The sequence below is a fragment of the Paenibacillus tepidiphilus genome (assembly GCF_008635795.1).
Taxonomy (GTDB): Bacteria; Bacillota; Bacilli; order Paenibacillales; family Paenibacillaceae; genus Paenibacillus_AQ; species Paenibacillus_AQ tepidiphilus.
In genome coordinates this window covers 58,103-81,706 of sequence record NZ_VWRQ01000011.1, presented here as the reverse complement: position 1 = coordinate 81,706, position 23,604 = coordinate 58,103, and the positions used below count along the sequence as shown (strand labels likewise).

Here is a 23,604-nt window from a genome sequence, read left to right as displayed (position 1 = left end):
CTCTGATTAACATACTATTTCACCAATATGAGATTCTGTTTAACCGGTCAATCAACTCCCGCAGGCCTGCTTCATCCTCGGCATATCGCCGGACATCTTCACCCAGAAGCTTGTCGGCTTCTTCTCTGAAAAAAGTAAAGCTAAAAAATGCTCCGTCATATTGATCCATCCTCCGGTCCACCAGCGAAAAAGTTATGTTGTCCACATTATCAATCAGGCTGAGAAGCAGGATCGCATGTGGGTAGAACTCGACGCCGTTTATCGCGTTACCTTTCGTCACCGAAGCGGAGTCATACATATCATAATTAACTGTCACTCCATAAGGAGGAGCAACAGTCTGCAGCTCCATTCCTGCAGGTTCAAGACCTTCCAGCACCGGCATTCCGCCGATCAGCCCGCCGACCTTGCTGGCATCGCCCACGTAAAGTGTACGGTTCTTCATCAGTTGTGCGAGATCATACCCGAAATAGGTCGGAGCTGGCGTCGGCGTTGCTGCCTGCTCCACAAGCTTGGGATTTGCCGTGCAGCCCACAATCACCGCTGTAATGATTAGCATAAGTCCTGTGATCTTACGGGATGAGGGCTGGCGGTAAGCCAAAACATTCTTAATTCTTGCTTTCACATCACTCTCGCCGAAGGCAAGCGGACTGCCATGCCATAACCCGTTCCCCTTTACCGCAAATGCGAGCAGAGAGGTGGAGTAGCTTCCTTTAATCCCATACCCCAGCTTCTTCACGACGGCTTCGTCGCAGGACATTTCCATATCCTTGCTCATCAGGGCATAGGACAGCCACATCAGGGGGTTGAACCAGTGAATGGCCAGCATGACGAACGCAAACGGCTTAATCAGATAATCCCGCCGCCGGATATGTGTCTCTTCGTGCAGCAAAATATAAGACAGCTCCTGTCCGCCCATTCCGGCCGGGAGGTAGATTCTCGGCTTCAGGAAGCCGCAGACAAAGGGCGTACCGATCTGATCACTCTCAAAAACATTCCCTTGGACCAAGGTAGCCGTCCGGACCCGGGACATAAGCTGCAGGTACGATACGAGGCTGTATACAAGGATCATCACAACGCCTGTCAGCCAGATCACGCTTCCCATCCATAGCATGATTTGCAGTGGATTAACACTTGCCGCCCGGTCGGCAGCAGGAAGCGAGGCATTGACCAGACGGCTGATCCCATTGATTCCGACATCGACAGCCGGACGCAGCTGCATACCGATATCCTGGGGCACAAATGCCAGGAAGCCCGATCCCGCTTTGTCCTGCGGCTGCACCAGCCGCAGGAAGCTGAAGCTGGAAGTGAAGCTGACAGGGAGCACCAGCCGGATGATTACGGCCGACCAGAGGAGGTAAGAGAATATTTTGGGAGCACGCCTTAGCAAGAATCTTGCAAGGATAACCGCAGCTGCCACGTAGCTTGCCGTGATGCTCATATTCAGAATCCGGATAAACAGATCTGCGATCATCGGGTCGCCTCCTCAATAATCCGCTTCAGCTCCTCAGCCTCCTTTTCGGACAGCTTCTTCTTGCCCAGAAAAGCAGTTAAGAATTGCAGCAGCGACCCGCCGAAGGCTTTGTCCACCACCGTCCGGCTCTCGTATTGCTGCGCCTCTTCCTTCTTGATCAGGGCGGTAACCGTCGCATCCTCATTTCGGAGAACACCGCGCTCACACAGCTTTCGCAGCACCGTGTACGTCGTAGACTTCTTCCAGCCGAGCTTCGTCTGGCTTAGCTTTACAAGCTCAGTGGAATTGATCGGCTCATGATCCCAGACCAGGCAGGCGAATTTATACTCGGCATCGAATAATTTATAGGCTTCCATCCGGCTCCTCCTCATAAGTTTATTGCAATAAACCTGATGCTTATGAGTCTATTGCAGTAGACCTCGAAAGTCAAGCGCAAGACAGAACAGGCCTGGAGAATGCTGCGAAAATGGTTATAATCTTAATTGCGGATGACTATCAACATGCAAAGGAGAATGAACCATGAATCAGGAAGTTACCGGGTATATCCATGCATTGAAAGAGCCTTGGCAAATCGAGCTATCCTCCGCTCTGCGGGAGCTTATACTTTCCGTCATTCCGGAGGCAGAGGAACGGATACAGTATAAGAAGCCCCATTTTTTGAAAAACGGGAAATATGCCGTTGTCATCTCCGCCTCGAAGGATGCCGTGAGCTTCACGATATTCAATGCAACGGGGCTAAATTTCCCGGGGGATTTCGAAGGTCCACCGGAACGCAAAACACTTAAGCTGCGCAAAGGGCAGGAATGGAACAAGGAACAGTTGATTGGCCTGTTAAGCCAGGCTGCCGCCTCATTGGATACTCCATAAGTCTGCGAATTTTATATATAGCACAGAAAGAGGGGGCGGAATATGATATACGTGGCGCTGCTGCGGGGCATTAATGTGGGCGGGAACAACATGATCAATATGAAGCAGCTCAAGGCTGCTTTTGAGCGTGCAGGAATGATATCCGTAACCACTTATATTAACTCTGGCAATATTATTTTTGCTGATCAGGAACACTCCCCGCAAGAGCTGGCACATTTACTACAGGAAGTAATTGCTGCGGAGTTCAATTTGCAGATCCGGGTCATTGTACGCAGCATCGCCGAAATCCGGACGGTCATCGCGGCAATTCCGGATTCCTGGAGCAATGGCGAGCAGATGAAGAGTGATGTCATGTTCCTGTGGGATGAGGTCAACCGGGAGTCTGTGCTGGACGAGCTGCCATTGAAGCCGGGAATCGGCACGCTGATCTATACGCCCGGCGCCGTACTGTATGCGGTGGAACGGGAGAACGTGAACAAGAGCGGAATGACCAAGCTGGTCGGTTCTCCGCTCTACCGGTACATGACGGTGCGTAACGTCAACACTACGCGTAAAATTTACGACATCATGCTAGCGGCGGAAGCCGCTGGAGAATGAAGCTTGATGACATCATAGCGATCTGGAGGACTTACAGTGAATGGCCCATATTCTTGTAGTTGAAGACGAACAGCCGATCAGCGATTTGATTACCATGAATCTGAAGCTGGTCGGACACACTTATTCCAAAGCTTACACGGGACCGGAGGCTATAGAGACACTGAAGCAGGAACGGACGGACCTGATCCTGCTAGATGTGATGCTTCCCGGACTGGACGGGTTCACCGTGATGGAGCAGATCGCCCCTCTGCATATCCCGGTGATTCTGATTACGGCCAAGAATGCCTTGGCTGATCGGATCAAAGGATTTGAGCTGGGAGCGGATGATTATATCATCAAGCCCTTTGAGATTCTGGAGCTGCTGGCCCGCATCAACGTCGTGCTGCGCAGGAATGATCAGACTCCGGCTTCTTTTCTTTGCGATGCGGTAGAGGTGCGGTTCGCAGAACGGCAGGTCCGGGTGGATCAGGAGCCGGTGGATTTAACCGCCAGGGAATTCGAGCTGCTTGAAGTGCTGATCCGCAACCGGAATATTGCCCTTTCGCGGGAAAAGCTGCTTGAGCTGGCCTGGGGCTATGATTATGCCGGCGACACCCGTACCGTGGATGTACATATCCGTCAGCTGCGGAGGAAGCTCGGCTGGGAAGACCGGATCAAAACCGTGTTCAAGCTGGGCTACCGCCTGGAAGTTCAGGTTTAGCCATGCGGTTCTGGCATAAGATTCTGCTTGCCGTTCTTACACTCTTTATTGCTGCCCTCGACATCAGTGTCATTATGGTGATGAAGAAGAGCTGGCAGCTTAACATGGAGAGCGAGAAGAAGCGGGCGGCCAGCGAGCAGCTGCTGATCGCCAACAATATTTATGAGAACCTGGATTCGATCCGCGCGCGGGGCAACCCGCTTACCTCTGTATTGCTGGCCAGTGTGGCCGAGTCGTACGGAGATTACTACCGCAGGCAGGGGATTGGCCTGGAGCTGCGGGAGAACGGGCGGCTTGTCTATCCCCAGCCGGACGGAGGCGCCGCCGCGCCGGAGGAGCAGTCTATCCGTTTATCCATGCCGCTCCCCGATCCCTATCAGCATATCGAGCTGTCCTACCAGCGCGAAATCGGCGGTCTGTATGAGCAGCAGCAGGAGCTGAACCGCTTCTTCGTGATGATCAACTGGATTGCCGGCCCGGTGCTGGCCGTCCTGCTCTTTCTCCTGATCCGGCAGCTGACCAAGCCGCTTAAGCAATTGTCGGAGACGACCAGGACAATTGCCGGAGGCGATTATTCGAACCGGGTGAATCTGCACAGCAAAGACGAATTCGGCGAGCTTGCCCTTAACTTCAACCGGATGGCTTCCGTAGTGGAGCAGCGGATCACCGATCTGTCCGATATGGCGGAGGAGAAGCAGCGAATGGTGGACAATCTCGCCCATGAATTGCGGACTCCCCTGACCAGTATGCAGGGCTTCGCCGAATTGCTCACCTCGGCCAACCTTGACCGGGAAGATCAGATGAAGGCGGGCAGCTACATCCGGAGCGAAACGGTCCGCCTGAAGAACCTGGCGTTCAAGCTGCTGGATCTATCGGTTCTGCGGCACCGGCTTCCGGAGCTGGCAGATGTGAAGGTAGCCCGGTTGTTCGCGGCGGTCGGGCAGACGGAGCGCCTCAGATTAGAAGAGAACGGCATAACGCTGCAGACCGATTCCTCTATCCGTGCTGTGAGAGGGGATCCCGATTTGCTGGCTACCTTCCTGGTGAATCTCATCGAAAATGCGATTCATGCTTCAGCGCCAGGCAGCACGGTCCGCTTGCTCGCCTATCATCAGGAAGGAGAAGCCGTGCTGGAGGTGCGTGACAGCGGCAGCGGAATGACGGCGGAGCAAAGCAAGCATGCCTTCGAGCCGTTCTACCGTGCAGACCCTGCACGGTCAAGAATTCACGGCAACGCGGGTCTCGGTCTCTCCCTGTGCCGGCAAATCGCCGACGCGCATGAGGCCAGGATCGAGCTGCATTCGGTGCCCGGTGAAGGAACAGCGATCCGACTTTTTTTACAACTCTATAACAACTGACCTCCTAAACCTTAACATCCTGGGATTAAGGTATTCCCATAACCAACATCTTAGATCCCATATGGAGGTAATGTCATTGAACAAGAACAAACGGTCCGCTACATTGGCAGTTCTGTTATTCACGGGAGGCGTTCTCGCCCTGAGCTCCTTTGTCGTTCCAGGCCTGGTGGATTCCGCGGTTGTCGCCAAAGACAGCCCGAAGCCGCAAAGCAATGCGCTGCTGGATTTGACCGGTAAGACAGGTCCCGTCCTGAAGGTGGAAGCGCCGGCCCCCGTGTCTACTGTGAACGCTGAATGGCTGGAACAGATGCCAGAAGAGCAAATCCGGCAGATATATGATGCCATGGACAAGCTGAGTGTTGAGCCGCGTATTTCGGGCCGGGAAATGACCGAGTCGGAGGTGAACCGCAGGCTGGTGCTGGAAGACGGGTATGTGTATGACGGTCTTCGCCCTAAGGAGCTGCTGCCGCTTCAGCCGGGACAAGCGCCGCTGTATCTCGATCTGGAGAATAATACGTACGCCTATCCAGAGCGGACGATGACAGACGAAGAGCTGCTGCAGCTCATTGACTGGTCCTACCGGCTTAATTATGCCCTCTCCAGCCGGCATGTGACCGCTCCGCCCATCCTGCAGAATATCACAGAGGAAGAAGCGGAGGTGCTCGCAGCCGAGAGTGTCCGCAAGCTGTTCGGCGGTGATGTCTCCAAGCTCGAAGCAACTGTTCTGCTGGCCGAACTGGGACTCGGCAAGGAGCCAACCTGGACGGTGCATTTTGCCCCGTACCGCTCGCTGACATTACGCGGTCAGGGTGAGTCGTATTGGGAATACAACGTGTACATTGATGCCAAATCCGGGGTGGTAGAGGATACGACAGCCTTTAACCCGACGCTGAAAAGAACACCGATTGACACAAGCGCAGCCAGCGCGATCCTGAAGGACGACAGCTGGATTCAGGAGGCCACGCAGATCGTACAGGACAAGCAGGGTGAGAGCAGAACCATTGTCAAAGCCAGCCTGACGGATATGGAGACGAATAACAAGAGAGGGATGGTAGCCGTAGAGCTGCTGCTGGAAGACGGGAGCCGCTATAACGCGGAATTGCGTTATCCCGATCAGACCCTGCGCTGCCTGATTTATGAGGCTGCGGATACTGATAACTAGTGTTCCGGTTAATGTCATTAAAAATTTGTAGCCGCCGGGATTAACCCGGCGGCTACTTTGTGCCCTGGCTATTGTTATATTTCCTTCGTCATAAACTTGCTGTACGGATCGAGACTATAGCCGGCAAACGGTCCGCATTCCTTGAACCCGAAGCTCTCGTACAGTCGGACCGCCGGCAGGAATGACTCCGGCGTCCCCGTCTCCAGGCTGAGCCGCGAGTAGCCCCGTTTACGGGCTTCTTCAATAATATGCTCTACAATAGCCCTGGCCACTCCCTTGCGTATGAAGGCGGAGGAGGTCCGCATCGACTTCAGTTCTCCGTGCTTCGGGTCCAGCTCCTTAACCGCCCCGCAGCCCGCCAATTCTCCGCCGATCCACGCGCTATAGAATGTAATTTCCGGTTTCCGCAGCCCGTCCAGGTCGAGCGCATGCACACTCTCCGGCGGAGAATCTGCATGCATCCCCCGCAGATGCTCTTCAAGCAGAGCGATAATTTCGGGGCCCTGCAGACTGTCAATCTTAATTACGATATCCATGCTAAATCTCCTATCCGTCTCTGAATTAAAGCTAGTATACAGCAGCTTTGTTGCAATTACAACAAATGTATGCAGCTACCATTGTATTACGACAGGTTACAGCAGAAAAGCCGCCATTTCGGCGGCTTTTTGCTTATACGATTCGTTTCTGTTCCTGAGTCAGTACTGCGTGTTGCCCGACTGACTGGTCTTGCCGGAGGCGAACCCTTTAAAGAGAGTGGGCACATTATGATAACGTGTGCCGGTAATTTTGGCCGTGCTGCTGCTGCTGTCGGTCCGGAAAATAGAATCCTTTACATTGGAGATGTCGGAGTTTGACAACGTGAAATTTACCGCGTAGGTTGTACCGCCGTTCTGACGGGCGAGCTTGCCGATGTCATCCGCCCGGAAATTCGTAATGTTGATCGTTCCCGCAGCATTGGCCTGGAACACTTTGTCATAGGCCTTATATGCGCCGCCGCCCGAAATGTTCACGGTGCCGGAGGCTTTAAGGGTCAGGGCGTCCTCGCCGACATCCTGCCAGGTCACATTGGTAATTGTAGCGTTTCCATAGCAATGGACGCCGTCGGCGCCGGGAGCACCGATGATTACATTTTTGAGTGTCGCGTTGTTCTCCAGCCGGAAGATGGGCTTCTGGTTCTCACCTTGGCCGCCGTCGCCAAGTGTGCTGGCATTGGCTACGAAGGTTTTGCCGCCGCCGTCATAGGTCTGACCGGCAGGAACGATGATCGTTGAACTGACCACAACCGGTGTTGCAGCATCAGCCGGTAACGGTTTGGCAACATAGAACACGGAAAGCATGGCAACCGACAGGAGCATCCCTAAAACCTTTTTCAATAAAATACCGCCCTTCAACAGGAAATTGGTGGTCCGGCAATGACCGGTACCGCAGGCTTTGCGGCAGATGTGCACCTCTGCTTCATACCCGATATCTAGATTATTCCGTACACGTGTGCATAGAACAGAGCAGCTCAAATTGGATACACATTCCATATTTTAGACACAAATCGGGCAATGGAGGGGCTGAGCCAGCCTTATCTGAGACATTTCTGGTAGAATAGAACACATACGATAAGACAAGCACAAGGAGAGCGGCGATGATTTATTTGAGAAGCTTCAAGCTGTCGGATTATACGGACCGAAATCCCAACATCTACCCGGATCATGTATTTAGATATATTTCCGGTGAGGTGCTGGTGTTCGACCGGATAACTGTGCTTTATGGCAGCAACGGCAGCGGCAAATCCACTTTGCTTAATATTATTGCAGGCAAGCTGGGAATTCCGGGAGCCGAACGAATGACCAGCTACGGGCACAGTACCTATGCCCAGCGGTTCCTCGATAGGAGCAGCTATCAGCTTGGACATGATGAGCGCGAGCGTGAATTCAGGCAGCTTCCCGAAGGAAGCCGGTATATGAAGTCAGAGGATATTCTCTATGAGATCAAGAAAATACAGCAAGCCTCCGTACTGCGCGAGGGAATATTATTTGAGCAGCGTAGCAAAGGGATGAGTGAGGAACAGGCGGCAGAGTATGAAGACACCTATGCGTTTAAGAAGAAGCTGGAGAACATCCAGTTTGCCCAGGAAAAATACTCGAATGGAGAGACGTCCATGCAGTTCTTTGACGACTACCTGCTGCCCGGACAATTGTATTTGCTGGACGAGCCGGAAACGTCGCTGTCTCCTGCCAATCAAATCAAGCTGGCCGAACAAATCAACGAGCTGGCACGGTATCTGGATACTCAATTCATCATTGCCACGCATTCTCCCTTTATGTTAGGCACGCTGCATGCCAAAATCTATAATCTGGATGCGAGGCCGCTTCAGACCGCAGAATGGTACGAACTGGACAATGTGCGGTTCTTTTACCGGTTCTTCAATAAACATCAGCACAGGTTTGAGTGAGGGAGCATCGCAAAAGGTTCACTTGGGTTCAGGAATTTGATGCATAAGCCCCGCTGAATAATGGAAAACTTCTGGTGAGCGAATAATCCCAAGATTCCCAGGAGGTTAACCCAATGACAGAACAGGACCCGCAAAAGCTGCTAAAGCTCAAGCATGAGATGGATGAGCAGAAGAGACAATTCACCAACTTCGCCCGCAGTGTCAGCGAAGGCGGTGAAGTAGAAGCAGGCCAGGAATTCAGCAATGACCGGTTACCGGACGATCAAAACCGGATGAAGTCTGTAGAGAACAGAATGGATTGATCATAGGAGCGACATACAAAAGAGTCGATCTTTGGGGATCGGCTTAGATATAAGAAAATCCTGTTAGTTAAAGCCCGCATTTTATGCGGGTTTTTTGTATGCGATCAGGCTGCCGACGAGCTATTGGATGTACAGAATGTTGTTAGATATGCGGAGTAGCTCCGCCTTTAGGAGTAAATTCGACTTAATTGCATATTGTACAATTAAACCGACGGAAATTCGCCGGAGTATGACTTTAGTTGTACTTGGTACAACTAAAAACTAGCGATCCTACGAAAAGTCGTTATTCTACCGATAATAGTTGCAGAGAATACAGTTAAACGGCTTACACCCTCCATTTTAGTTCAAATACATGTATAAAGTGCAACTATCCACGCCAGCGCCGTTCTATTAATGACAGAGCATCGTCCACCGGCAAAGTTTAGTCTCGCGTAAGCCAAGCGCAGCAGGCATGCAATACATAACGCGGATTATTGTTTAATATTAATTAGGTGCAACACTATCAATACATGATGCAAAGGGGCTGCATTCCATGGTTCATTCGACAATTTTCAGCTTCCCGCTGAAAGTCTATATGGGAAAAGGCAAGCTGTGGCTGATGAGCTTTGGCTGCCTGATATTTATTGCGATAGGCGGCTGGTTCTTCGCGGAATATCTGAACGGCAACCTGATCCTTGCGTACGGAATCGTAGGGATTTGCTGTGTTATGCTTTTTGGCGCTTGTCTGGTTTATTTTATCCGGAAGCTGTTTGATCGTTCCCCTGCACTAGTCATAGATTATGACGGCATCCTCGATAATTCCTCCTATCTTGCAACCGGGCTGGTTCGATGGGAAAATATTCAGCAGATTGAACTGTATCAGTTGGCCGGCCAGAAGATGATCGGGATACAGTTGAAGGAGCCTGAAGCTTATCTCGAAAGCCAGCGGGGCTTGAAACGCCAGTTGATCAAAATTAATCAAGGCATGGTGCAGGCCCCGATTAACATTGCACAGTCCGCCTTGCGGATGCCGTTAGCTCAGATTTATGAGGAAATGATGATGCGTTGGCATTCATATCAGGGGTCCCGGTTAAGTTAACAGCTGATTAGCACTTGAACTGTAAAGGAGCATTGAATAGACATGGATCAAACGTTCGAAGCCATTATTGATGATATGAAACAGGAAATAGACAACTGGATCGCATTAATCAGCGATATAGACGCAGAGAAAATAGTCAAACGCACTTCGCTGCAGGCGGGAATTCACGGCTATGCTCTCCTCGAATACGCGAATGGCAAGGTGAAGGTGACGGACCACGGGCTCGATTTAACGATATCGGGCTCAAGAAAAGGGAGTTCCCAAGAGCAACTGACTGAGGAACAAGTACGTGAGCGGATTGTCCCGGAGCTGGCTCAGTATATGCAGCACAAATTAGATACTTTGCCAACGGCAGCCATGGATTACCGTTTTTTGTTTGAGGGTAGATTTCAGGTAAGCGGCGGCACTGCCCATGTACGTATTCTGGAAGTTGTGGACGAGACTAAAAAACAGTGGCTGCTGGATCGGATCAGCCGCTATATCTCGGATAAGCTAGATGACGGCAAATATCCGACCAAACCGCTGGAGACCTTCTTCCTTGCCCGGCATCTGCTCGATGAAGGACTGTTTCCCGTCCTCGATTCCGGCAGAATCATCCGGGTGTTTGATAAGCTCCAAGAGCTGAACCGGGGAAACAAGCATCTTTCGGAGCACCGGAACACGCTGACAGTAGCCCTGCGTAATTGGGTGGAGGCTCAGTGGCTGCCCCGGTATTTTGAGAATACAGGCACAGAATGGCAGAGAGAATACAGGAAGAAAGATGGGGCAAAGCTGGACATTACTGAACAAAGCTACATAGAGCTAGTCATTTATGCTGCCATCTGCATCCTCAGATATGAGCCTTCCTACAGCAGAAGTGCAGGACTCACCTTCCTGAACTGCGCGACCCAGCTTGGCAGCGCCGAAGCGGAACGGCTGACCAAGCAGGGCAGCGGGGCATTGCCCGAAGAGACTACTTGGTTACGCGGCGAGCTAGCGGATTGCAGCGCTAATGATGTGTTTGCCGAGGTAAGCATTCATATGAAGCAGGAGTCAGCAGAGGGCTATGCGCAAGCGCTCCGGTTCCTGATTGGGCTGCTTAAGCTTGGCTTTCCCAAAAGCTATCAGATTAAGCTAAAGTCCGCAGTTAAGCAATGGCTGCCGGTCAAAGGACTGGCCAAATCGGGCACGCACCGTTTTTTTGCCAATGCGCTTGAATATCCGGAGGTCCACCCGCTCTTGGAAGAGTACGCGATGGCGGCCATGGAAACCTTCGAATGGTATACGGATACGGAAGGTGAGAAGAGCTGTATGCCGGGCAGCTATGCGGTCTTTGGCCTTGGTCTGACAGGCCTGCTCTATTTCCCGCTGGTCAGACAATACATGGAGAAGGTAGATGCCGAGCATCAGCTGGTCCAGGACCGCTTCACCTCAGCCTTTGCCGAGCATTACGGCATTAATGAACAGACCCTTCCGACACTGGTGACCTGTATGCTGTATAGCTCAGATTCTTTGAAGCTGAAATGTTCCGGAGCATTCGAGGATGAGGAGCTGCTAAAGCTGCTGGTCAATGAAGTGAGCGGGCTGGCGGATTACCAGGCGGAGCATATTGTGTACCTGATTTGGGGTGGAACGGACAAGCTGCAGAAGCTGGCCGGAAAAGCTGTGGGAGACAAAAAGCTGTACCTTGACGGACTGATTGAGGCCACCAAACGCGGACCAAAAGCTAACGGATAATACGAAGTTCACACTAAATTATATATAGTACCTTATGATATGTTATAATAAAATCCTCACTGCATATTAAGAAGAATAGAGGTCGCTATAAGATGAAATGTAAAATCAACCGGAATGCAGCAAAAGTACTCAAAGATATGCTTGGCAGCCAGGAAGCGGAAGGAAAGAAGATCCGCGTCATTATTACACAGAATCACGGCAATCACGGCCACTATGATGTAACTCTTGATACGCCAACGGAGCATGATGAAGTCGTGGCAACAGACAAGGGGATTGAAGTGTTGCTGGACACTCGCGAGCCGCTCCTGGACGGCGTATGGATTCAGTATTTCTATGTACCGGAAGAAGGTTTCTTCATCACAAATCCGTCTACTGGCTTTCTTGAAAAATAAACCGTTGTTTAGCACAGATCAGAGTTCAGCCTGTTTACGGGCTGGACTCTTTTTGTATAGTCTAGAGGAGATTAAGCACCTTTAGTTTGACAAGAGAGTTATGCATGAAATTCAGGATTATGTACAACATACCCATATCAAGCATATTATGAATGGGCTGGGTGATCTTTATACATGCGACAAGTAAAGATTCGATTGCTGCTGATCTTCATATTGATCATGACATCAGGTTGCCAACGTCAGGAATCAGGACCTAAACCTGAGGAACAGGATTTGGTCCGGGTAAAATCAATACAAGGTGATTACACAAAGAAAGTTATTTTAGTGGTAGTTGATTCATTAATGGCTCAAGCCATTGACAAAGGCTTAGGGCAAAATGAACTTCCCAATTTCCAGTTTCTGATCAAGAATGGCCAATATTACAAGGGCATGGTCAGTTCTTTTCCCACCATGTCAGTAACGATTGACAGTTCCCTGATTACAGGAACATATCCGGATGGCCACCGTGTGCCTGGTTTGACATGGTATTCGGAACAAGAGAAAAGGCTGATCAGTTATGGTACCGGACCAATGGAGGCCATTAAACTTGGCGTTGACAATGTATTGGCGGATGCCCTGGTTCACTTGAACGGCAAGCATTTAAACCCGAAGCTTCCCACCATTTACGAAGAATTGGGCCGGAGCGGGATGAAATCCGGCAGTATTAACGGTTTGATCTACCGGGGTACCAAGGATCACAATTTATCCATTCCTCTCTGGATGCAAGCTCCGGCTTCATTACCCGGAACAATCCCTGTTAAGGGCCCCGATTTTTTAACGCTGGGTTCACTGTCAGATCCGCTGAAAGGCATTCAAGAGCTGCCTGACGGCTTAACCCGCCGCATGGGTCTCAACAATCAGCATTCCATTAAAACCGCCCAATATTTAATCAAGGCAAATCAATTGCCGGATTTCTTGTATGTTTATCTGCCTGATCTGGACCAGAAGATTCATAAGAAGGGTCTTTCGAAGCTGGAGGGAATCAAGGCGGTGGATCGTCAGCTCCAAACCTTATTGCAAAGCTTTGGTTCGCCGAAAGAAGCCTTAGACAAGGCGATTTTTATTATTATAGGGGATAGTGGAATGACCAAAATTCTGCCTGCCCCAGATCATCCAGTCATCGAATTGGCTTCCTTTTTCCACGACTATAAAATATTGCGTCAGGGCGAATCAGTAACGGAGGACACAGAAATCATTCTCGCTGTCAATGAAACGATGGCCTATGTCTACAATCTGAAATCAGACAAGCTAAAAGACATCGCCCATTTATTAAGAGCTGATCCCCGTATCGATGTTATTTCATGGAAAGAAGAGGGGTGGATCTACGCCATTTCAGGCGGAACATCCAAGCAGATGAGATTTAAACCGAGTGGCACACTGGTTGATAATTATCAGCAAAAATGGACGGTCGAGCAAGAGCTGGAGGTGTTGGATTTGAAATCTGATGCCAAGCATCGCTCCATACAGTACGGTAAATACCCAGATGTACTCAGGCGGTTATCCGGAGCTTTACATTCTCACCCTGGAGAATTTCTGGTCGTCACCGCAAAGCCCGGTTATGAATTGGCAGACGTAAACTCCCCAACCCATAAAGGAGGCGGAGGTCATGGAGCCTTTGGACAAATGGAATCGTTGGTCCCCCTTATCATTATCGGAACCGATCAAAAGCCACAATATTTGCGGATCGTAGATTTAAAACCCTTCATTCTTAAGCTTCTGATTAAGTAAAGTTAAATCAAAAAAAAGTAAATGCCCCTTTTTCGCTGACATAGGCTGAAGCTCTGGTAAGTATTCCTATGACTGCTATAAGGGGGCTTTGGCATGCATATTAAAATTGACTTTGAGGTTGGAGAGGAAAGGAATGACTTGTCTGTCTTAGTCAGGTCTCTCCTCATACACCTGTTTCCATAACGTGTTTAAGCCTTCAGCAATCCGGTTTATCACTTTGCCGCTTTTGAGATAGCCATTGTGACATAAGGGATTCCAGTTATTGAGCAGCGTACCGACGTTGACATCTTCGTCTGCAGTAACGGCCTTGTCGTATTCTGGATGGATGCTTTTCAGGGGATAGCCCAGAACATCGTCTTTATCATAAAAGTTGACCCATTCTCCCTGGACATTGGGGTGACTGGCAGAGAACCCCTTGCTCGGTACCTGGATCGGCTTGTCAAACGTAGCGTAACGCAGACTCCACAAAGGCAAGGTAGTTCCACAGGTATAGAATAAAGATAATGTATCTCCCCGTTCCAGTGCGGATTCCGGGTTCACAATTTCCGGTTTCTGCCGGCCATATTGCAGGTCATAGAAGAAATTGCTCGCAATAACGCTTCCCAAACTATGTGAAATCACGCAGAGCGGAGTATCCGTTCCGGCTTCAATGCTTAATTGGTTCAACTTCCTGCTGATTGTCCGGTGCACGGCTTCATAATTCTGATCTCCGCCTTCGAGAGGCTGATAGGCAACAGCGTCCGCCAAATAATGAATCATGAACTCTCTTAGCTCTGTATACCGCAAATTGTACGGAGCACCGACCAGCCTGTTTTTCAATTCTTCTTCCCGTTCTGCAAAGACAGAGGCCCACCAGACCGGCTTGATTACGATTCGGTCTTCCGGGTTGTCCTCCCCGCTGATTTGGGCAAAGCTCTTGTACAGGTCCTTGATAAAAGCTGAAGCAAAGTCCTCATGCTGCTTGCCTAAGCCGTGAATCACAATAACAGCCAGTTTTTCTGTCATACGATCTCCCCGCTTTCAATACTTGTTAGAACAAAAGAAGCCTCCATAAAGTTGACTCCTTGATTTTGCCCTAGAGGACAAGCATTCATTCGGGAGCGACCTCTACAGAAATCCGGATTACATAATTGTCCGGGTTCTTTTCTGTGAGATAATTAACCCGTTCTACTTCATAAACATTGCCGCTAACCCGCATTCCGTTCGTCCGGATGAAATTCTTCATTTGCCCGTAGCTCACCGGCATGGATTCGTAAGAGCCCCGGTGATCCATCATGGCATACAGCCCTTCAGGCCGCTCGAAGACATGCTCGCCCGCTGCGGCAGCCGGCAGCTTATTGGCAATATAATTAGGGAAGTATACTTCCGCTTCAAAGTTCTCCTTGCGCATAATTGTGCAGACCGGGAACGCATGAACAATAAGGTTCTCCTCGCAGTAGGTGCGGTGCCGGCTCAGCTTCTTGGCGTATTCATGATCGTCGGCGCCCGGCTCCAGTGCAGTAGCAACGTAATATTCCGCATCGCATTTCTCCAGCACAGGAGTGCTCCACAAATCCTCCGTCACCGTCTCCGTCATTTCAACGGCCCCCGCCAGAAAGCTTTGCATGCGCTTGATCCTAACCTGCTCCATTTCGAGTTCCCGCTGTTTCTGCTGGATGAGATTCACAAACTCCACTTTGTTCTGGTTGGCAAAAAAATCAATGATTTCCTGCAGGGAGCTTCCAGCTTTCTTCAGCACATTAATAATATCCAGGGTGTAGCACTGCTGCAGAGAATAATAACGGTAGCCCTTCGAATTGACATATGCCGGCTTCAGCAGGCCGATATCATCATAATGAAACAGCGTGTGTTTTGTAACGCCGCAGGTCTTTGCTAGCTCGCTGGTGGTGAAGTACTGTTTCTGTATTTGCATATCTGTCAGCTCTCCTTGGAGGGTGAACCCCGTTAATCTTTCAAAATTATAATATTTAATCGAGGTATTGACTATAGGGTTACCCTATAGTTTTAAATTCAGACTATAGAGAAAATAATCGAAGCTCTGGAGGATTAACTGTATGTCTACTTTTAAACGCTGGATGATCTTGGCCATTGTATCCAGTGCACTCTTGCTCATCGTTATGGATATGACCATTCTGTACACGGCTTTGCCGAGCCTGACAGCGGATCTTGGGGCAACCGCCTCGGAGAAGCTGTGGATTCTGAACGGTTATTCTTTGGTAATGGCCGGGCTCCTGCCCGCCATGGGGACCCTGGGAGACCGTTTAGGCTATAAAAGAATATTCACGCTGGGCTTGATCGCCTTTGCCGCTGCCTCGCTGACCGCTGCCTTTGCACCGTCCCCGGGCATCCTGGTAGCGGCTAGAGTATTTCTTGCGGTAGGAGCAGCCATGATGATGCCGGCTACGCTGTCGATCATCAGAGTCACCTTTACCGATCCCCGTGAGCTTGGGCTGGCGCTCGGCATCTGGGGCTCCATCTCCGCCGGCGGCGCGGGACTTGGCCCGATTATCGGCGGGCTCCTGCTGGAGCGCTACCCGTGGGGATCGGTGTTCCTGATCAACATTCCAATCGCGCTTGTCGCCCTTATACTGACTGTTATCTTTATCCCCAAGCATGCCGGTGACCGGGAGAAGAAGTGGGATATGCTCAGTTCGGTGCAGATCATGATTGCCATGGTGACCATGATTTATGCCATTAAAGAATTCGCCCGTAGGGGAGGCTCGCCCGCACTTGCGACAATCAGTGCGGTGATCGGGGTGCTGGCCTTTCTGATCTTCATCCGCCGCCAGCTAAGAAGCGCTTCGCCGCTGATAGACTTGTCGCTGTTCCGGACTGCACGGTTCACAGCGGGATTCGCTACGGCTATGGTCAGCTCATTCGCCCAGCTTGGCGTGCAATACCTGATTACTCAAAGGCTGCAATTGGTAGAGGGACTCAGCCCGCTTGAAGCGGGAATCTTTACGCTATGTCTGCCGCTGGCGGCGCTCATCGCCGGTCCGTTGACGGGCCTGCTGACGCATAAATACGATGTGCTGCGCATCCAAAGTGCCGGATTGCTGCTGGGAGGCTTCGGCATCGGCTTCTACCTGCTGCAGCTGAACGGCGCAATGAGCGGCCAGATTCTAGGACTCACCTTGTTCGGCGCAGGACTGGGCGCGGCTATGACGACAGCGTCCCATTCCATCATGAGCAATGCCCCGGCCCACAAAGCAGGCATGGCGGCCTCCATCGAGGAAGTAGCGTTCGAGATGGGAGGCGCTTCGGGAACGGCGATTATCGGCAGCTTTGCTGGGCTGTTATATACGCTGTCGCTGAAGCTTCCGGGAGATATGCAGGCTCCGGCCCAGGTTTATGACAGCCTGGATGAAGCGCTGCTAGCAGCGGAAGCTTTGCCGGTGGCAGTCGCTGACATGCTGAGAGAAGCGGGCCGTGCCGCTTTTGACGATGCCTACGTGATGGTGGTCTCAGGTGCAGCCATTCTGCTGGTGCTTGGCGCCGCCGTAATCGGCTGGACCAGCCGGCGTTCGTCCAGAGCCGGTTCTATCGGCCATAGCCGCTGAGGTGCCATCTGACAGAGTATATAGAGCATTTTAGGAATCAGCCATAATTTACCTTCAACGGGCTAGTAATGAGGGTTACTCTATTCTAATAGAGCTGCCTTACATTACTTGGACCTTGAATCTGAATTGTGTCTCTTTTCTAAGATGCTTTTTTTGCTGCCCTGAAAGGAGCACTGTTAACTTGTGTCACAAAACGGAGCGTGCCGATTGTTATATAGACAAAGAAACAAAGGAGGTGAGCGTTTGAAGCCATCCATCCCCGGGGAAGCGGAAGGAACACACCCAGAAGATATTGAAGCCGTTGTCCAGCGCGTGCAGACAGGAGACCGGCAAGCCTACACCATGATTATCCGGCAGTTTGAGCGGCAAATGTACACGTACTGCTACTACATTCTGAAGAATCATGCGGAAACAGAAGATGCCGTACAGGAAATCTTCATCCGGGCCTATGAGAAGCTCCCTCAATATACATCGCAGGCGACTTTCTCGGCCTGGTTGTATAAGCTGGCTTACTATCATCTGATGAATATCAAGAAAAGCCAGTCCCGGTGGCTAAAGCTGATCCGAGAGGTTAAGGAACCGCCGGAGCCCCCCGTCTTTTCGCGGGAGTCCATGATTGAAGAGCTGCTTACTGTGCTGTCCGTGGAGGAGAGGCATATCTTGCTGCTGAAAGCGGTGGAGCAATACAGCTTCGAGGAAATCGGCGGCATTATCGGAATTAAACCGGCAACCGTGCGGAAGAAATACGAACGTCTGCGCCGCAAGCTGGTAACCTATCGACAGAATCAAGGAGGAAGCGCCCGTGAGACATTTGCCCACTCAAACCGATGAGCAAGACATGGACATGCTGGAAGCATGGATTCGCAATTCGCAAATCCCGAGCCAGAGTCTGAGTACAAAAATCATGAATGAGATTGGAGAGAACACAATGAAGAGAACGAAGAGAATGAAGCCATCCATGCTGAAAAAAACGGTGGCAGCCGTTTCGGCGGCAGCCATGCTGGGAGCGGGGGTAATCGGCACCGGATTTGTCTCCCCGGCAATGGCCGCAGCGTTGCAGAATCTCCCGGTGGTAGGCAGCATCTTCGATAACGTGGATCAGGATAACTTACAGGCAGCCATTGACCAGGGCATCGCTGCGACCCCGAATCTCAGCGTAACGCATGACGGCGTGACTCTGAAGCTGACTGAACTGCTGTATGACGGCAGCCGGCTCTCCTTCTTCATTGAACGTGAAGGCGTTGAGCTGGAGAACACACTTGTTCCATGGAAGGGTGACAATGGGGTCAAAGGATACCTGGAGCACCCGAAAGCACTGGCAGACGGACAAGCGATTCCGTTCAGTGAAGGCAGCATCAGCGAAGTTCCGGGAGCACCAGACTCCTTCCAAGTCGAATATACCAAAGGCATCAGCCTGCCGGAGGCATTTGAGTTAACAGTGCAGGCCAAGGTAACCGGAGTTGACGAGATTTATGAATACAACATTCCTGTCAGCATCAATAACAGTGCGCTCGTCCTGACTCCTGATGTGACCAAGTCCAGCGGCGGTTTCAGCTATACGGTAGAGCAATTGGAACTCAGCCCGGTCACCACCCGTCTCATTCTGGACAGCACGGGTAAAGCCCCTGCTTCACCAGAGCAAGCCGGCCAATTCCATGCATCCATGGTCTATTATGACCTGTTCGATGACCAGGGTAACCTGCTGGAGCAAAAACGCGTAGGATTCTTCAACGAAATTCCGGGAACGGCTTACCATGTGAATGAGCTGTATGCACCGGTATCGGAGGCTGTATCGTCCATCACCATCAAGCCTTACACCTTCACGGTCAACGGGTCAGACTGGAGTATTCAGGGCGCCGCAGACGGCACATTGGGCACCAAAACCTATCTGCCTGAGCTTGAAGTTACCATTCCGGTACAGCGCTAAGGCCTCTGCTTAGACAGCAGCCCTTGTAAAAATAAATATCAGTCAGCCCCGTTGCGGAACGAATTTCCGCAACGGGGCTGATTTGCGTTAATTGGATTATTTTGATTATTTACATGCAGATCTGGTTAGCCCATTGACATCCAGCTATTCTGTGATACTATGTAGTGGTAGTAAGCAACACTGAATACCAGTCATACTGAATAGCGAGAGGTGATTGTGCTGGATAATCTTACGGAAATGCTCAAAGGCGTTCTTGAGGGCTGCGTCCTGGAAATTATAAGCCGCAAGGAAACCTACGGCTACGAAATCACGCGGCACCTGAACGCTCTCGGTTTTACCGATGTTGTGGAAGGTACGGTGTACACCATCCTGCTCCGACTTGAGAAGAACAAGCTGGTGGAGATCACCAAGAAGCCTTCCGACATGGGCCCCCCGCGTAAGTTCTTCGCGCTCAATGAAGCCGGGCGGGAAGAGCTGCAGAGATTCTGGGAGAAATGGGAGTTTGTCACGTCGAAGCTCAAACAATTAAAGGAGGAAGAATTCAATGGCTGATTTTTTCGATAATTACCTCAATATCAAGAAGATCATTGAGAGCAAACGCGAGTACAAGCAACAGATGGCAAGAGTGGAGGCACTGCCTGAAGACTACCGGTACGTCTTCAAGAAAATACAGAGCCATATGTGGATGTTCGTGGCGGGGAGCGGCTACGACATGATGGAAATTCATTATGGACTGATCGAGCTGTTCGAGGCCGGTGCTGCAGACGGCAAGCATGTGCTGGAGATCACCGGCGAAGACGTGGCCGCATTCTGCGATGAACTCTTGCGCAGTGCCAGCACCTACACGGAGAATTGGCGTGAAGCATTAAACCGCGACATTCTGAAGAAGTTCGGAAAGGGGAGGGATGCCAAATGAGTGATATCGCGATCCAAGTAAAGGACCTGAGGAAATCCTATAAGTCCACTGAAGTCCTGAAGGGGGTGGATTTCGAGGTGCGGCGCGGGGAAATCCTGGCCCTGCTCGGCTCCAACGGAGCGGGTAAGACCACGGTGGTGAAGATCCTCACCACGCTGCTCAAGCAGGACAGCGGTACCGCTGTTGTCAACGGCTTCGATGTAGCGTCCAAACCCGGGAGTGTGCGGCAGGCCATCAGTCTGACCGGGCAATTCGCCGCTGTGGACGAAATTTTGACGGGACGGGAGAATCTGATCATGGTTGCCAAACTGCGGTACCTGAACAACCCCCGACAGGTTGCGGAAGACTTGCTTGCACGCTTCGGCTTGACGGAAGCCGCCGACCGGAGAGCGGCCACTTATTCAGGCGGTATGCGCCGACGGCTCGACATCGCTTTGAGCCTTGTGGGCCATCCGCAGATTATCTTCCTCGACGAGCCGACCACCGGCCTTGACCCCGAGGCGCGCATCGAGGTATGGAAGAATGTGAAGGAGCTTGCCGACGGCGGAACGACCGTACTGCTCACTACACAGTATTTGGATGAGGCTGAGCAGTTAGCAGACCGGATTGCCATTCTGCACCAGGGCAGAATCATCGCCGGCGGCACGCTTGAAGAACACAAGAAGCTGTTCCCGCCCGCAGCGGTAGAGTACGTTGAGAAACAGCCGACACTAGAGGAAATCTTCCTCGCCATCGTCGGCAAGAAGGAGGCCATATAAATGGAGACGACAAAAAATCATTTTTTCACTGATATTAGTGTGATGCTCGGACGTTCCATGCGCCATATCCTCCGCAGTATGGACACCATTATCACGGTCTGCATCACTCCGATCGCCATGATGCTGCTGTTCGTCTATGTGCTGGGCGGAGCCATTCAGACCGGGACGGACAACTATGTGAATTACCTGCTGCCGGGCATCCTGCTGATGGCCATCGCCAGCGGAATCGCTTACACGGCTTACCGGCTGTTTACCGATGTGCAGCGGGGGATCTTCGAGCGGTTTCACACCATGCCGATATCACGCTCTGCCTTGCTTTGGGGGCATGTGCTGACCTCTATGGTGTCCAATGCCATCAGTGTCATCGTCATCATTCTAGTAGCGCTTGTTATGGGTTTTCGTTCATCCGCAGGCGTACTGCCATGGCTTGCTGTTGCCGGTATACTCGCGTTATTTACTCTGGCCTTAACTTGGGTAGCAGTGATTTCGGGATTGTCCGCCAAAACTATGGAAGGTGCAAGTGCTTTTTCCTACCCGCTAATTTTCCTTCCGTTTATCAGTTCAGCGTTTGTGCCTACCGAGTCGATGCCTTCGGTCGTTCGCGCTTTTGCCGAGAACCAGCCGGTAACCTCCATCGTTAACGCCATCCGGGCACTGCTCTCAGGCCAGCCGGTGGGCAATGACATATGGGCCGCGCTTGCGTGGTGCTTAGGAATTATAATCGTCGCCTATCTATTTGCGATGCGCGCATACAGAAGAAAAGCAGCTTAATATTTAAGGATGATCCGTGATTCTAGAACCGGATGCGAAGACGCTGAGCCGATAACCGTGAGTAATCACTGTTGCCGGCTCTTTTTATGTGTTCAACAATGTAAAGACACAGTATACTGAAGAAGATTTGCCGGAGAACATTTCAAAATTTATAGCAAAGGAAGTGCAGGGGTGGAAGACTACACAGCGCTGTTAAGTACGCTGCTTCGTCAGGAGCAAGAGCTGCAATTCACGGAATTTAACAATAATACAGCCATCGAGCTGGGTCAGCTCATACTGGCCAAAGCTTTCGCGGAAGGTAAACAAATAACGGTGGATATCCGCAAGAACGGCATGACCTTATTCCACGCCAAAATGAATGACAACGGTCTGGGCCATGACCGCTGGATTACGCGGAAAATCAATGTGGCCCATCATTTCGAACACAGCTCCTATTACATACATGTCCTGATGAAGTCCTGGAACACGACAATCCAGGATAACGCCTTTGTCGATCCGCTGAATTATGCAGCTGAAGGGGGCTGCTTTCCGCTTATCGTTAAGGGCGCCGGAATGATCGGCACGATTACCGTCTCCGGACTGGAAGGCCATGAAGACCATGAAATGGTGGTAGCCTCGCTTAAGAAGCTGCTCTCTTAGGTGAGCTCCTAACACTGGATGAGCTCATCCATGTGAAAATTGAAATTAAGCTGCTCTGGAAATCCCGGGGCGGCTTATTCAAGTTTATTGGATCGGTTGAGACGTTTGGTCTAAATATAGTTGACAAAATCAATTAAAATCAATATATTATACACTTAGTTGACATAGTCAAATAAATAACGCGAAATAATATAGACCAGTTCTTTAAGGAGGCATTACATATGGGTTCAAGCACGTCCATCATCCCGGCCATACGCAATTTTAACCGCTTCTACACAAAAGTGCTCGGGTTACTCGATAAGCAGCTGCTGGACAGCGATTTTTCCCTTCCGGAAGCACGGGTACTGTACGAAATCGGCAACACGGAGTATTGTACGGCCAAGCTGCTCACCGAACGCCTTAATATGGATGCCGGTTATTTAAGCCGGATGCTGAAACGGTTCGAAAAGCTGGGCTTGATTCACCGGGTTCCGTCCGAGAAAGACGGCCGATCGTTCTTCCTTTACTTATCCAGTCCTGGCGAGGAGACATTGTCCAATTTGAATACCTTGTCTGAGGAGCAAATTCAAAATTTGGTTGCCGGAATTCCCCCTCTCGGCCAAATAAGTATTGCCAAAAGTATGGCTTCGATTGAAAGAGAGCTCTCAAACCATGCTACAAAGGACTACGTAAGCATCCGGACCGAATTGAAGCCGGGGGACATCGGGATGCTCATTCATATGCACGGGTGGATTTATGCGAAGGAGTGCGGCTACGATCATACTTTTGAAGGCTATGTCTGTAAGACGTTTTACGATTTGCTGCAAACCTACAGCCCGGACAAGGACCGTTTCTGGCTGGCCGAGGTCAACGGTGAAATAGTTGGCAGCATAGCCATCATCGGCCATACCCAAGAGAAAGCACAGTTAAGGTGGTTCATGCTGCATCCGGATGCAAGAGGAATGGGTCTCGGGAGCAAGCTGCTGCAGGAGGCGATCAGTTACTGCAGAGGACAAGGCTTTCAGTTTATTAGTCTAGAAACAACTGAGGACCAGAAAACGGCTATCCGTATGTATATGAAAGCTGGCTTTAAGAAGCTGTCCGAACAAGAAACCGAATCATGGGGGAAACGTCACTTGGAACAGACTTACTTGCTTAATCTAAGGACGATTCCCTGACAAAGGGGAATCGTCCTTCTTAT

General features: G+C 50.9%; 26 protein-coding genes. 20 read left to right on the top strand and 6 right to left on the bottom strand.

Annotation, left to right across the window (positions count from 1 at the left end):
* Positions 1–19: 19 nt before the first annotated feature.
* Both F1379_RS15480 and F1379_RS15475 read right to left on the bottom strand, forming a co-directional pair.
* Positions 20–1,471, bottom strand: a complete 1,452-nt coding sequence (locus F1379_RS15480) for a M56 family metallopeptidase (protein WP_239004689.1) — start codon at positions 1,469–1,471, stop codon at positions 20–22.
* Entirely contained in the window at positions 1,468–1,827 is a 360-nt protein-coding gene (locus F1379_RS15475) for a BlaI/MecI/CopY family transcriptional regulator (protein WP_150271296.1), read from the bottom strand. Before F1379_RS15475 ends, F1379_RS15480 begins: the two co-directional genes overlap by 4 nt.
* 163 nt (positions 1,828–1,990) lie before the next feature.
* Here F1379_RS15475 and F1379_RS15470 point away from each other — a divergent pair, with 163 nt between their 5' ends.
* The 5 genes from F1379_RS15470 to F1379_RS15450 all read left to right on the top strand — a co-directional run bounded on the left by F1379_RS15470 (position 1,991) and on the right by F1379_RS15450 (position 6,155).
* Entirely contained in the window at positions 1,991–2,338 is a 348-nt protein-coding gene (locus tag F1379_RS15470; RefSeq protein ID WP_150271294.1) for a DUF1801 domain-containing protein, read from the top strand.
* 42 nt (positions 2,339–2,380) lie between these two features.
* Positions 2,381–2,935 carry a DUF1697 domain-containing protein gene (locus F1379_RS15465; protein WP_150271292.1) on the top strand — a complete coding sequence of 185 codons (555 nt, stop codon included), beginning with the start codon at positions 2,381–2,383 and terminating at the stop codon, positions 2,933–2,935.
* Between the two features lie 40 nt (positions 2,936–2,975).
* Positions 2,976–3,635 carry a response regulator transcription factor gene (locus F1379_RS15460; RefSeq protein ID WP_150271290.1) on the top strand — a complete coding sequence of 220 codons (660 nt, stop codon included), beginning with the start codon at positions 2,976–2,978 and terminating at the stop codon, positions 3,633–3,635.
* A gap of 2 nt (positions 3,636–3,637) precedes the next feature.
* Positions 3,638–4,993 carry a sensor histidine kinase gene (locus F1379_RS15455; RefSeq protein WP_150271288.1) on the top strand — a complete coding sequence of 452 codons (1,356 nt, stop codon included), beginning with the start codon at positions 3,638–3,640 and terminating at the stop codon, positions 4,991–4,993.
* A gap of 76 nt (positions 4,994–5,069) precedes the next feature.
* The gene (locus F1379_RS15450; RefSeq protein ID WP_239004688.1) at positions 5,070–6,155 is read left to right on the top strand and encodes a hypothetical protein; all 1,086 of its coding nucleotides are present in this window, start codon (positions 5,070–5,072) and stop codon (positions 6,153–6,155) included.
* Between the two features lie 74 nt (positions 6,156–6,229).
* On the opposite strand, the gene F1379_RS15445 is transcribed toward F1379_RS15450, so the two are convergent.
* Together F1379_RS15445 and F1379_RS15440 are read right to left on the bottom strand one after the other, a co-directional pair.
* Positions 6,230–6,691, bottom strand: coding sequence for a GNAT family N-acetyltransferase (locus tag F1379_RS15445; protein ID WP_420850508.1), 462 nt, complete (start codon positions 6,689–6,691; stop codon positions 6,230–6,232).
* Positions 6,692–6,850: 159 nt separating this feature from the next.
* On the bottom strand, positions 6,851–7,510 hold the full coding sequence (locus F1379_RS15440) for a pectate lyase (protein WP_203457114.1): 660 nt from the start codon (positions 7,508–7,510) through the stop codon (positions 6,851–6,853).
* Between the two features lie 278 nt (positions 7,511–7,788).
* Between F1379_RS15440 and F1379_RS15435 the strand changes: the two genes are divergently transcribed.
* From F1379_RS15435 to F1379_RS15410, 6 genes are all read left to right on the top strand, one after another.
* Positions 7,789–8,598 carry an AAA family ATPase gene (locus F1379_RS15435; protein ID WP_150271283.1) on the top strand — a complete coding sequence of 270 codons (810 nt, stop codon included), beginning with the start codon at positions 7,789–7,791 and terminating at the stop codon, positions 8,596–8,598.
* Between the two features lie 113 nt (positions 8,599–8,711).
* A complete protein-coding gene (locus tag F1379_RS15430) occupies positions 8,712–8,900 on the top strand; it encodes a hypothetical protein (RefSeq protein ID WP_150271281.1) in 189 nt (62 codons plus the stop codon).
* Between the two features lie 574 nt (positions 8,901–9,474).
* Positions 9,475–9,978 carry an STM3941 family protein gene (locus F1379_RS15425; protein WP_150271279.1) on the top strand — a complete coding sequence of 168 codons (504 nt, stop codon included), beginning with the start codon at positions 9,475–9,477 and terminating at the stop codon, positions 9,976–9,978.
* Positions 9,979–10,020: 42 nt separating this feature from the next.
* Positions 10,021–11,694, top strand: a complete 1,674-nt coding sequence (locus tag F1379_RS15420; RefSeq protein ID WP_150271277.1) for a DUF6138 family protein — start codon at positions 10,021–10,023, stop codon at positions 11,692–11,694.
* 92 nt (positions 11,695–11,786) lie between these two features.
* Positions 11,787–12,086, top strand: coding sequence for an iron-sulfur cluster assembly accessory protein (locus F1379_RS15415; RefSeq protein ID WP_150271275.1), 300 nt, complete (start codon positions 11,787–11,789; stop codon positions 12,084–12,086).
* Positions 12,087–12,260: 174 nt separating this feature from the next.
* On the top strand, positions 12,261–13,853 hold the full coding sequence (locus tag F1379_RS15410; protein WP_150271273.1) for an alkaline phosphatase family protein: 1,593 nt from the start codon (positions 12,261–12,263) through the stop codon (positions 13,851–13,853).
* A gap of 147 nt (positions 13,854–14,000) precedes the next feature.
* Here the strand turns inward: F1379_RS15410 and F1379_RS15405 are convergent, their stop codons facing one another.
* Both F1379_RS15405 and F1379_RS15400 read right to left on the bottom strand, forming a co-directional pair.
* Positions 14,001–14,858: a chemotaxis protein gene (locus tag F1379_RS15405; protein WP_150271271.1), complete on the bottom strand. Its 858-nt coding sequence runs from the start codon at positions 14,856–14,858 to the stop codon at positions 14,001–14,003.
* An 85-nt stretch (positions 14,859–14,943) separates the two neighbouring features.
* On the bottom strand, positions 14,944–15,765 hold the full coding sequence (locus tag F1379_RS15400) for a MerR family transcriptional regulator (RefSeq protein WP_150271269.1): 822 nt from the start codon (positions 15,763–15,765) through the stop codon (positions 14,944–14,946).
* A 142-nt stretch (positions 15,766–15,907) separates the two neighbouring features.
* Between F1379_RS15400 and F1379_RS15395 the strand changes: the two genes are divergently transcribed.
* From F1379_RS15395 to F1379_RS15355, 9 genes are all read left to right on the top strand, one after another.
* Complete coding sequence (locus F1379_RS15395) at positions 15,908–17,413, top strand: MFS transporter (protein ID WP_150271267.1); 1,506 nt, start codon at positions 15,908–15,910, stop codon at positions 17,411–17,413.
* Between the two features lie 243 nt (positions 17,414–17,656).
* Complete coding sequence (locus F1379_RS15390) at positions 17,657–18,244, top strand: RNA polymerase sigma factor (protein ID WP_150271265.1); 588 nt, start codon at positions 17,657–17,659, stop codon at positions 18,242–18,244.
* A gap of 97 nt (positions 18,245–18,341) precedes the next feature.
* Positions 18,342–19,340 carry a DUF4179 domain-containing protein gene (locus F1379_RS15385; RefSeq protein ID WP_239004686.1) on the top strand — a complete coding sequence of 333 codons (999 nt, stop codon included), beginning with the start codon at positions 18,342–18,344 and terminating at the stop codon, positions 19,338–19,340.
* Between the two features lie 237 nt (positions 19,341–19,577).
* Positions 19,578–19,892 (top strand): PadR family transcriptional regulator, encoded by a 315-nt coding sequence (locus F1379_RS15380; protein WP_275262503.1) that lies wholly within the window; start codon positions 19,578–19,580, stop codon positions 19,890–19,892.
* On the top strand, positions 19,885–20,256 hold the full coding sequence (locus tag F1379_RS15375) for a DUF1048 domain-containing protein (protein ID WP_150271257.1): 372 nt from the start codon (positions 19,885–19,887) through the stop codon (positions 20,254–20,256). The genes F1379_RS15380 and F1379_RS15375 overlap by 8 nt, the downstream gene beginning before the upstream one ends.
* Positions 20,253–21,014, top strand: coding sequence for an ABC transporter ATP-binding protein (locus F1379_RS15370; protein ID WP_150271254.1), 762 nt, complete (start codon positions 20,253–20,255; stop codon positions 21,012–21,014). The genes F1379_RS15375 and F1379_RS15370 overlap by 4 nt, the downstream gene beginning before the upstream one ends.
* Positions 21,015–21,785, top strand: a complete 771-nt coding sequence (locus tag F1379_RS15365; RefSeq protein WP_150271252.1) for an ABC transporter permease — start codon at positions 21,015–21,017, stop codon at positions 21,783–21,785.
* 171 nt (positions 21,786–21,956) lie between these two features.
* The gene (locus tag F1379_RS15360; RefSeq protein WP_162551175.1) at positions 21,957–22,424 is read left to right on the top strand and encodes a heme-degrading domain-containing protein; all 468 of its coding nucleotides are present in this window, start codon (positions 21,957–21,959) and stop codon (positions 22,422–22,424) included.
* Positions 22,425–22,645: 221 nt separating this feature from the next.
* Positions 22,646–23,581, top strand: coding sequence for a bifunctional helix-turn-helix transcriptional regulator/GNAT family N-acetyltransferase (locus F1379_RS15355; RefSeq protein ID WP_150271247.1), 936 nt, complete (start codon positions 22,646–22,648; stop codon positions 23,579–23,581).
* Positions 23,582–23,604 lie beyond the last annotated feature (23 nt).

What these genes read in the sequence shown, in the direction of transcription:
- F1379_RS15480 (WP_239004689.1), bottom strand. Translation starts at nt 1,471, where the DNA reads ATGATCGCAGATCTGTTTATCCGGATTCTGAATATGAGCATCACGGCA.
- F1379_RS15475 (WP_150271296.1), bottom strand. Translation starts at nt 1,827, where the DNA reads ATGGAAGCCTATAAATTATTCGATGCCGAGTATAAATTCGCCTGCCTG.
- F1379_RS15470 (WP_150271294.1), top strand. Translation starts at nt 1,991, where the DNA reads ATGAATCAGGAAGTTACCGGGTATATCCATGCATTGAAAGAGCCTTGG.
- F1379_RS15465 (WP_150271292.1), top strand. Translation starts at nt 2,381, where the DNA reads ATGATATACGTGGCGCTGCTGCGGGGCATTAATGTGGGCGGGAACAAC.
- F1379_RS15460 (WP_150271290.1), top strand. Translation starts at nt 2,976, where the DNA reads ATGGCCCATATTCTTGTAGTTGAAGACGAACAGCCGATCAGCGATTTG.
- F1379_RS15455 (WP_150271288.1), top strand. Translation starts at nt 3,638, where the DNA reads ATGCGGTTCTGGCATAAGATTCTGCTTGCCGTTCTTACACTCTTTATT.
- F1379_RS15445 (WP_420850508.1), bottom strand. Translation starts at nt 6,691, where the DNA reads ATGGATATCGTAATTAAGATTGACAGTCTGCAGGGCCCCGAAATTATC.
- F1379_RS15440 (WP_203457114.1), bottom strand. Translation starts at nt 7,510, where the DNA reads ATGCTCCTGTCGGTTGCCATGCTTTCCGTGTTCTATGTTGCCAAACCG.
- F1379_RS15435 (WP_150271283.1), top strand. Translation starts at nt 7,789, where the DNA reads ATGATTTATTTGAGAAGCTTCAAGCTGTCGGATTATACGGACCGAAAT.
- F1379_RS15430 (WP_150271281.1), top strand. Translation starts at nt 8,712, where the DNA reads ATGACAGAACAGGACCCGCAAAAGCTGCTAAAGCTCAAGCATGAGATG.
- F1379_RS15425 (WP_150271279.1), top strand. Translation starts at nt 9,475, where the DNA reads ATGGGAAAAGGCAAGCTGTGGCTGATGAGCTTTGGCTGCCTGATATTT.
- F1379_RS15420 (WP_150271277.1), top strand. Translation starts at nt 10,021, where the DNA reads ATGGATCAAACGTTCGAAGCCATTATTGATGATATGAAACAGGAAATA.
- F1379_RS15415 (WP_150271275.1), top strand. Translation starts at nt 11,787, where the DNA reads ATGAAATGTAAAATCAACCGGAATGCAGCAAAAGTACTCAAAGATATG.
- F1379_RS15410 (WP_150271273.1), top strand. Translation starts at nt 12,261, where the DNA reads ATGCGACAAGTAAAGATTCGATTGCTGCTGATCTTCATATTGATCATG.
- F1379_RS15405 (WP_150271271.1), bottom strand. Translation starts at nt 14,858, where the DNA reads ATGACAGAAAAACTGGCTGTTATTGTGATTCACGGCTTAGGCAAGCAG.
- F1379_RS15400 (WP_150271269.1), bottom strand. Translation starts at nt 15,765, where the DNA reads ATGCAAATACAGAAACAGTACTTCACCACCAGCGAGCTAGCAAAGACC.
- F1379_RS15395 (WP_150271267.1), top strand. Translation starts at nt 15,908, where the DNA reads ATGTCTACTTTTAAACGCTGGATGATCTTGGCCATTGTATCCAGTGCA.
- F1379_RS15385 (WP_239004686.1), top strand. Translation starts at nt 18,342, where the DNA reads ATGAAGAGAACGAAGAGAATGAAGCCATCCATGCTGAAAAAAACGGTG.
- F1379_RS15380 (WP_275262503.1), top strand. Translation starts at nt 19,578, where the DNA reads ATGCTCAAAGGCGTTCTTGAGGGCTGCGTCCTGGAAATTATAAGCCGC.
- F1379_RS15375 (WP_150271257.1), top strand. Translation starts at nt 19,885, where the DNA reads ATGGCTGATTTTTTCGATAATTACCTCAATATCAAGAAGATCATTGAG.
- F1379_RS15370 (WP_150271254.1), top strand. Translation starts at nt 20,253, where the DNA reads ATGAGTGATATCGCGATCCAAGTAAAGGACCTGAGGAAATCCTATAAG.
- F1379_RS15365 (WP_150271252.1), top strand. Translation starts at nt 21,015, where the DNA reads ATGGAGACGACAAAAAATCATTTTTTCACTGATATTAGTGTGATGCTC.
- F1379_RS15355 (WP_150271247.1), top strand. Translation starts at nt 22,646, where the DNA reads ATGGGTTCAAGCACGTCCATCATCCCGGCCATACGCAATTTTAACCGC.